The 7,724-nt window shown below is 69.4% G+C and carries 5 protein-coding genes and 1 pseudogene; all 6 read right to left on the minus strand.

Features of this window, described 5'->3' with window-relative positions:
• Positions 1–12 precede the first annotated feature (12 nt).
• The gene (locus BYZ73_RS11435; RefSeq protein ID WP_112316048.1) at positions 13–945 is read right to left on the minus strand and encodes an ABC transporter permease; all 933 of its coding nucleotides are present in this window, start codon (positions 943–945) and stop codon (positions 13–15) included.
• Positions 945–2,030, minus strand: coding sequence for an ABC transporter permease (locus tag BYZ73_RS11440; RefSeq protein ID WP_112316049.1), 1,086 nt, complete (start codon positions 2,028–2,030; stop codon positions 945–947). Before BYZ73_RS11440 ends, BYZ73_RS11435 begins: the two co-directional genes overlap by 1 nt.
• A gap of 12 nt (positions 2,031–2,042) precedes the next feature.
• Positions 2,043–3,563 carry an ABC transporter ATP-binding protein gene (locus tag BYZ73_RS11445; RefSeq protein ID WP_112316050.1) on the minus strand — a complete coding sequence of 507 codons (1,521 nt, stop codon included), beginning with the start codon at positions 3,561–3,563 and terminating at the stop codon, positions 2,043–2,045.
• A complete protein-coding gene (gene xdhC, locus BYZ73_RS11450; protein ID WP_112316051.1) occupies positions 3,560–4,507 on the minus strand; it encodes a xanthine dehydrogenase accessory protein XdhC in 948 nt (315 codons plus the stop codon). The genes BYZ73_RS11445 and xdhC overlap by 4 nt, the downstream gene beginning before the upstream one ends.
• Positions 4,504–6,856, minus strand: a pseudogene (gene xdhB, locus BYZ73_RS11455) (xanthine dehydrogenase molybdopterin binding subunit). Before xdhB ends, xdhC begins: the two are co-directional and overlap by 4 nt.
• Positions 6,853–7,724, minus strand: an 872-nt coding sequence (locus BYZ73_RS11460) for an FAD binding domain-containing protein (protein WP_181498028.1), incomplete at its 5' end; no start/stop codon positions are given. The pseudogene xdhB and the gene BYZ73_RS11460, both read right to left, overlap by 4 nt.

Consider the following 7,724-nt stretch of genomic DNA (forward strand, 5'->3'; position numbering starts at 1 on the left):
TTGCGCGCGCCTCTAGCTCGAGGCGTGGAAAGTCTTGCCCAGATCGGCCGGGGCATGCAGGGCGGCCCGGCTGCGGTCGGCCGACATCAGCACGAGTACCAGAATGGTTATCAGATAGGGTGTGGCCGACAAGAACTCTGCCGGAACCGCGACACCGGCGGCCTGCAGGTTCAGCTGCAGCACGGTGATGCCGCCGAACAGGTAGGCCCCAAGCAGCAGTCGCCAGGGCCGCCAGGAGGCGAAGACCACCAGCGCCAGCGCGATCCAGCCTGCGCCCGCGGTCATGCCCTCGGTCCATTGCGGCACGCGGATGAGGCTCAGATAGGCGCCCCCCAGGCCCGCCATCGCACCGCCGAAGCCGATCGCCATCAGGCGGATGCGCACCACCTTGTAGCCCAGCGCATGGGCGGCCTCGTGACTTTCGCCGACCGCGCGCAGGATCAGGCCCGCGCGGGTATAGCGCAGGAAGGCCCAGACCAGCGCCACGAGGGCGAGGCTGACATAGACCATCGCGTCATGGGAAAAGACGATCTTTCCGATCACCGGCAGATCCGACAGGACCCCAAGGTCGAGCGGCCGGGTCGGCGGCGGTTTCATCCCGGCATAGCCCTGACCGATCAGCGCCGACAGCCCCAGCCCGAACAGCGTCAGCGCCAGCCCCGTCGCGACCTGGTTCGACATCAGCACCTGGGTCAGCAACCCAAAGATCATCGACAGCGCCGCGCCGCCGATCATGGCGGCCAGAAAGCCCAGCGCGGGGCTGCTGGTCTGCACCGAAGCGGCAAAGCCGCAGATCGCGCCGGTGATCATCATCCCTTCGACGCCCAGGTTCAGCACGCCCGATTTCTCGACGATCAGCTCGCCGGTCGCGGCCAGCAGGATCGGGGTCGAGGCCACCATCAGCGAGGCGATCAGGATGACGGGGTCGATGGCGGACAGGTCCATCAGGCGATCTCCCTCTTGCCCCAGCGGAGCCGGTAATTGGTCAGCACGTCGAGCCCCAGAAGGAAGAACAAAAGCATCCCCTGAAACGCCTGGATCGCGGCGGCGGGCAGGTTCAGCATGAATTGCGCAAGCTCGCCCCCGATATAGGTCAGCGCCATCAGCAGCCCCGCCAGCAGGATGCCCACCGGGTTCAGCCGCCCGAGGAAGGCCACGATGATCGCGGTAAAGCCATAGCCCTGGTTGAAGTCGATCGAGACCTGACCGGCGGGCCCCGAGACCTCGAAAAGCCCGGCCAGCCCGGCCAGCGCGCCCGACGCGCCCAGGCAGAACAGCACCAGCCCGTTCGGATTGACGCCCGCAAAGCGCGCGGCCCGGGGCGATTGCCCGGTCAGCCGGATCTGAAAGCCCAGCATGTGCCGGTTCAGCAGGACATAGGCCGCGATCACCGCGACGAAGGCCGCGACCACGCCCCAATGCATGCCGCTATTGGCGATCAGCTCGGTATTCGCGGCGGCGGGGTATTGCTGCAGGTTCCGGCTGCCCGGAAAGCCGCCGCCCTCGGGGTTGCGCATGAGTCCCAGCGCCATCGCGGCCAGGATCTGCTCGGCCACATAGACGAGCAAAAGCGACACCAGGATCTCGTTCGTGCGGAACCGGGTCTTGAGGATCGCCGGGATCATCGCCCAGGCCCAGCCGCCAAGCCCGCCCGCGATCACCATCAGGGGAAAGACGAACCAGGCCTCCAGCGGATAAAGGGCCAGCGCCACACCCGCGCCCGACAGCGCGCCGATGATGTATTGGCCCTCGGCGCCGATATTCCAGATGCCCGCCCGAAACCCGAGGCTCAGCCCGATGGCGATCAGGATCAGCGGCCCGGCCTTGACCAGAAGCTGCGGGCGCGAATAGCTGGCGAACTGCTCGTTGAACAGCGGGTCCCAGAAGATGATGCGGATCGCCGCGACCGGGTCCTTGCCCAGCATCGCGAACAGCACGCCGCCCGCCACCATGGTCAGCGCGACCGCAAGCACCGGGGTCGCCGCGGTCCAGGCGCGCGACGGCGAGGGGCGTTTTTCCAGACGGATCACAGGGCCGTCTCCTCACTCGGCCACATGAGCCACCTCCATCCCGTGGGCGCCGCCCATCATCAGGCCGATCTCTTCGAGGCTCAGCCCCTTGGCCGGGCGGGGGGCCGACAACCGGCCCTCGTTCAGCGCGGCGAAGCGGTCGGATATTTCCATCAGCTCGTCCAGGTCCTGACTGATGACGACGACGGCGGTGCCGGCCTCGGCCAGATCCAGCAGCGACTGCCGGATCGCGGCAGCGGCCGAGGCATCGACGCCCCAGGTCGGCTGGTTCACCACCAGCACCTCGGGGCGTTGCAGCACCTCGCGCCCGATGACGAATTTCTGCAGGTTGCCGCCCGACAGCGACCGCGCGGCATTGCCGGGGCCGGGGGTGCGCACGTCGAAGGTGTCGATCACCTTCTCGGCGAAGGCGCGGGCAGCGGGCCATTTCAGAAAGCCGCGCGTTGCCAGACCCTGGCGGATGGCGGCGGTCAGCATCGCGTTCTCGGTCAGGCTCATGTCGGGCGCCGCGGCATGGCCAAGCCGTTCTTCCGGCGCGGCCAGCACGGCGATCCGGCGCCTCAGGCTCGGCCCCAGCGCACCGATGGCCTGGCCGTGCAGCCGCACCGTGTCGGGCGCGACCGGCGCCTCGCCCGAAATCGCGTCCAGCAATTCGTCCTGCCCGTTGCCCGCGACCCCGCCGATGCCGAGGATTTCGCCCGCGCGGACGGTGAAGGAAATGTCGCGCAGGCTGGTGCCGAACGGGTTGGGCGAAGGCAGGCTGAGACCCGAGACCTCCAGAACCGGCGCGCCCGGCGCGCTGCCCGCCCGCGACGGGGTGGCAAGCTTGGCGCCCACCATCATCTCGGCCAGTTCGGCGGCGGTCTTTTCGCGCGGGTTGCAGCTTTCGACGACCCGCCCCAGCCGCAGCACCGTCGCCCGGTCGCAGAGCGTCCGGATCTCTTCGAGCTTGTGCGAAATATAAAGGATGGCGGTGCCTTCGGCCGCCAGCTTGCGAAGCGTGGCGAACAGGATCTCGACTTCCTGGGGCGTCAGAACGCTGGTCGGCTCGTCCATGATCAGCACGCGCGGGTCCTGCAGCAGACAGCGGATGATCTCGACCCGCTGGCGCTCGCCCGCCGAAAGATCGCCGACCAGCCGGTCGGGGTTCAGCGGCAGCCCGTAAGTCTCGCTGACCTCGCGGATCTGGCCCGCAAGGCGGCGCATCGGCGGCGGCGTCTCCATGCCCAGCGCGATGTTCTCGGCCACGCTCAGCGCGTCGAACAGCGAGAAATGCTGAAACACCATCGCCACCCCGGCGCGCCGCGCGGCGCTGGGCTCGGGCGGCGCATAAGGCGCGGCGCGCAGGGTCATCCGCCCGCTGTCGGGCTGCACCAGCCCGTAGATCATCTTGACGAGGGTGGATTTCCCGGCGCCGTTCTCGCCCAGAAGCGCATGCACCTCGCCCTCGGCGATCTCGAAGCTCACATGGTCATTGGCGACCACGCCCGGATAGGCCTTGGTAAGGCCCTCGACTTTCAGAAGCGCTGTCACCCCGCGATGTCCCTCGCTGCGATCCGGTCTACGCCCTCGCTTAGTAGCGCGGCGGCGACGCCAATCGCAATGGCTTGAGGGTGTTTTCCCAGGGTCTTCTGCCCAATCGGGCAGCAGATGCGCGCGATTTCGGCAGGGCTGTGACCAAGCTGCCCAAGCCGGGTCCGGAACCGCGCCCATTTGCTGTCCGACCCGATCAGCCCGGCCGACCCGAAGCCCCGGACCAGAAGCGCATGACAGAGCGCCAGATCGAGCGCGTGCGAATAGGTCAGGATCAGGTGATGCGCCCCGGCCGGGGCCTCGGGCACCAGTGCGGCCGGGTCAATTGCGATCCTCGGCACGACGCCGTCGGGAAGCACATCGGGAAACCGTGCGGCCGCCGTATCGACCCAGGTGATGGCCAGCCCCGGCAGCGGCGCCAGCACCCCCACCAGCGCGCGGCCGACATGGCCCGCCCCCCAGATCCAGAGCGCCCGGGCGGGCAGCGCCAGGGGTTCCAGAAACCAGCCCTCCTTCAGCAGGACCGGCGGCGCACCCAGCCCGCCCCGGACCCCCGCCAGTGCCCGGCGCAGCGCCAGCGGCATCGGTCTGTCGCCCTCGACCCGGCGGGCATGGACCTCGCCGGTCAGGGCCGCGACGGCTTCGGCGTCGAAAACCTCGCTGACCAGCGTCACCGCCCCCCCGCAGCATTGTCCGAGCCCGGGGCCCAAGGCTACCCGCGCGACCCGCGCGCTGCCCCGGTCCCGCAGCAGGCGGCGGGCCTCGGCCGCGGCCTCGAATTCCAGCGCGCCGCCGCCGATGGTGCCGCTTTGGCCCTCCGCCCAGACCAGCATCGCCGTTCCCGCTTCGCGCGGGGCCGACCCGCGGATTTCGGCCACAACGACCCGGACGACGCGGCCCTCGGCCGCCACCGCCCGTGCCAGTGCGTCCCGATCGAGGCTCATGCCCGGACCCTGTCGATGGCGGCGAGGATGCGTTCGGGCGTCGCCGGGGCGTCGAGCGCCGGATAGCCCGATCCGCAGGCCGCAACCGCGTCCGACAGCGCCATCAGGACCGAAATGCCCAGCATGAAGGGCGGCTCGCCTACCGCCTTCGAGCGGTAGATCGTCTCGGCCGGGTTCGGCGCGTCCCAGAGCGCCACGTTGAATATCGCGGGCCGGTCGCCGATGGCCGGGATCTTGTAGGTCGAGGGCGCATGGGTCGAAAGCCGCCCCTTGGCGTCCCAGACCAGTTCCTCCATGGTCAGCCAGCCCGCGCCCTGCACGAAACCGCCCTCGATCTGACCGATATCGAGCGCGGGGTTCAGGCTCGCGCCCGCATCGTGAAGGATATCGGTCCTCAGGATCCGGTTCTCGCCGGTCAGCGTGTCGATCACCACCTCGCTCGCCGCCGCCCCATAGGCGAAATAGAAGAACGGCCGGCCGGTGCCCGCGATCCGGTCCCAGCTCAGCCCGGGCGTGCGGTAGAACCCGGTGGCACTGAGGCTCACCCGGCCCTCATAGGCGCTTTTCGCGGCCGCGGCGAAGCTCATCTCGTTGCCACCCGCAAACACCCGGCCGTCGGCGAAATGCACCTCGTCCGGTTCGGTCTGATGCAACTCGGCCAGATGGGCGGCGATCCGGCCACGGATCTCGTCGCAGGCGGCCTTGACCGCCATCCCGTTCATGTCGGACCCCGACGAGGCCGCGGTGGCCGAGGTATTGGGCACCTTGCCGGTATCGGTCGCGGTGATCTTCACCGCCCCGACCGGCAGCCCGAAGGCACTGGCCGCGACCTGCGCCACCTTCTGGAACAGCCCCTGTCCCATCTCGGTGCCGCCATGGTTCAAATGGACCGACCCGTCCTGATAGACATGCACCAGCGCGCCCGCCTGGTTCAGATGGCTCAGTGTGAAGGAAATCCCGAACTTCACCGGCGTCAGCGCGATCCCCTTCTTCAGCACGGCATGCCGGGCATTCCACTCGGCCACCGCCGCCCGCCGCGCGGCATAGTCGGCGCGCTCCGCCAGTGCGGCCGTCATCTCGTGCAGGATGAAATCCTCGACCTCCATCCCATAGGGCGTGGTCGTCTTCTTCTTGGCCGAAATACCCTCGGGGGGGGCCGATCCGGAGGATCGGCGGGGGGGCAGACAGCCCCCCAGCCCCGGCCGGAGCGCTGTCGTAATAGTTGATCCGCCGCACCTCCAGCGGATCGCGGCCCAGCGCATGGGCGATATGGTCCATCACCCGCTCGATGCCCACCATCCCCTGCGGCCCGCCAAAGCCGCGAAAGGCGGTCGCGGACTGTGTATGGGTCTTCAGCCGGTGGCTTTCGATCCGAACGGCCGGCAGGAAATAGGCGTTGTCGGCATGCAGCATCGCCCGGTCGGCCACCGGCAGGCTGAGGTCCTGGGCCCAGCCGCAGCGGGTATACTGCCAGAACTCGACCCCCGCGATCCGGCCCTGGTCATCGCTGCCCGCCCGATAGCGAATGCGGAAATCGTGGCGCTTGCCGGTGATGACCATGTCGTCGTCGCGGTCATAGCGCATCCGGCAGGGCCGCCCGGTCGCGCGCGCGGCCAGCGCGCAGGCAATGGCCAGCGCATTGCCCTGGCTTTCCTTGCCGCCGAAGGCCCCGCCCATCCGCCGCACCTCGACCCGGACCGCATGCATCGGCAGGCCGAGCGCCTCCGCGACCTTGTGCTGGATTTCGGAGGGATGCTGGGTCGAGGCATGCACGACCATGTCGCCGCCCTCCTGCGGCAGGGCCAGTGCGGCCTGGCCTTCCAGGTAGAAATGCTCCTGCCCGCCGATTTCGATCACGCCCTCGACGCGGTGGGCAGCGCCCGCGATGGCCGCGGCCGCGTCGCCCAGTTCCCAGATCCGCGGCCCGTCCTCGAAGCGGCTGTTCGCGGCCAGCGCTTGGTCGATCGTCAGGATCGCGGGCCGGTCCTCGCATGTCACGCCGGCAAGTCGCGCGGCCTTGCGGGCGGCAAGATGGCTGTCGGCGATCACCAGAAACAGCGGCTGGCCGCAATAGCGGATCTCTCCGGGGGCCAGCAGCGGTTCGTCATGGGCCGAGGGCGAACAGTCGGGCATCGGGTAGAGATCGTCCGGGCCAAGCACCGCCACCACCCCGGGGGCGGCGCGCACCGGGGCGAGGTCCATCGCCAGAACCCTGCCATGGGCGATCTGCGACAGCCCGAAGGCGAGGTGCAGCGTGCCTGCCGGGGCCGGGATGTCGTCGAGATAGCGCGCCTCGCCGGTTGCATGCAGGCGCGCCGCGTCATGGGGCAGGGGGCTTTTCACGCTCACGGGGCGACCTCGTCGATATCGGCGGGCTCGTTCCGGCCTTCGTGCCAGAGACGCAGCAGCATGTTTTCCGCTGCGCGCAGCCGGTACCTGGCTGAGGCACGCATGTCGGACATCGGCTGGAAATCGGCCGCGAAGGCGGGCAGGGCGGCCTCGAGCGTGGCTTGCGCGAAGGGCTGTCCGGTCAGTGCGGCCTCGACCGCGCGGGCGCGTTTCGGGATGCCGGCCATGCCGCCGAAGGCGATGCGCGCGCTTTCGATGCGGCCATCGCGGAGGGTCAGGTTGAAACAGCCCAGCACGGCCGAGATATCCTGATCGCGGCGCTTCGAGAGCTTGTAGCAGCGCAGGGTATCGGGCTGGCGCGGGACCGTCACCGCCTCGACGAATTCGCCGGGCGCCCGGTCCTGCTTGCGATAATCGAGGAAAAAGTCCTCGAGCGGCATTGCGCGGCGGCGGTCGCCCTTGCGCAGGTGCAGGGTGGCACCCAGCGCGATCAGCGCGGGCGGGCTGTCGCCTATGGGCGAGCCGTTCGCGATATTGCCGCCCAGCGTCGCGGCCGCGCGGACCTGGGCCGAGCCGAAGCGGGTCAGCATCCGGGCGAGATGCGGATGGGGATCGCGCATCAGGTCGAGAAGCCGCGCGATGGTGACGCCCGCGCCGATGCGGATCTCGGTTTCGGTCGTCTCGATCCTTTTCAGGTCCTCGCAGCCTGACAGGAAGGCCACGTCGCCCAGGTCGCGAAGGCCCTTGGTGACCCAGAGCCCGACATCGGTGGCGCCAGCGATCAGCGTGGCATCGGGATGAGCGTCATACCAGGCGGCCAGCGCGTCGGCCGTGGCCGGGCGGAAGGCGGGGGGGCTGTCCGCCCCCC

This window comes from Rhodovulum viride (assembly GCF_003265965.1).
GTDB classification, from domain to species: domain Bacteria; phylum Pseudomonadota; class Alphaproteobacteria; order Rhodobacterales; family Rhodobacteraceae; genus Rhodovulum; species Rhodovulum kholense.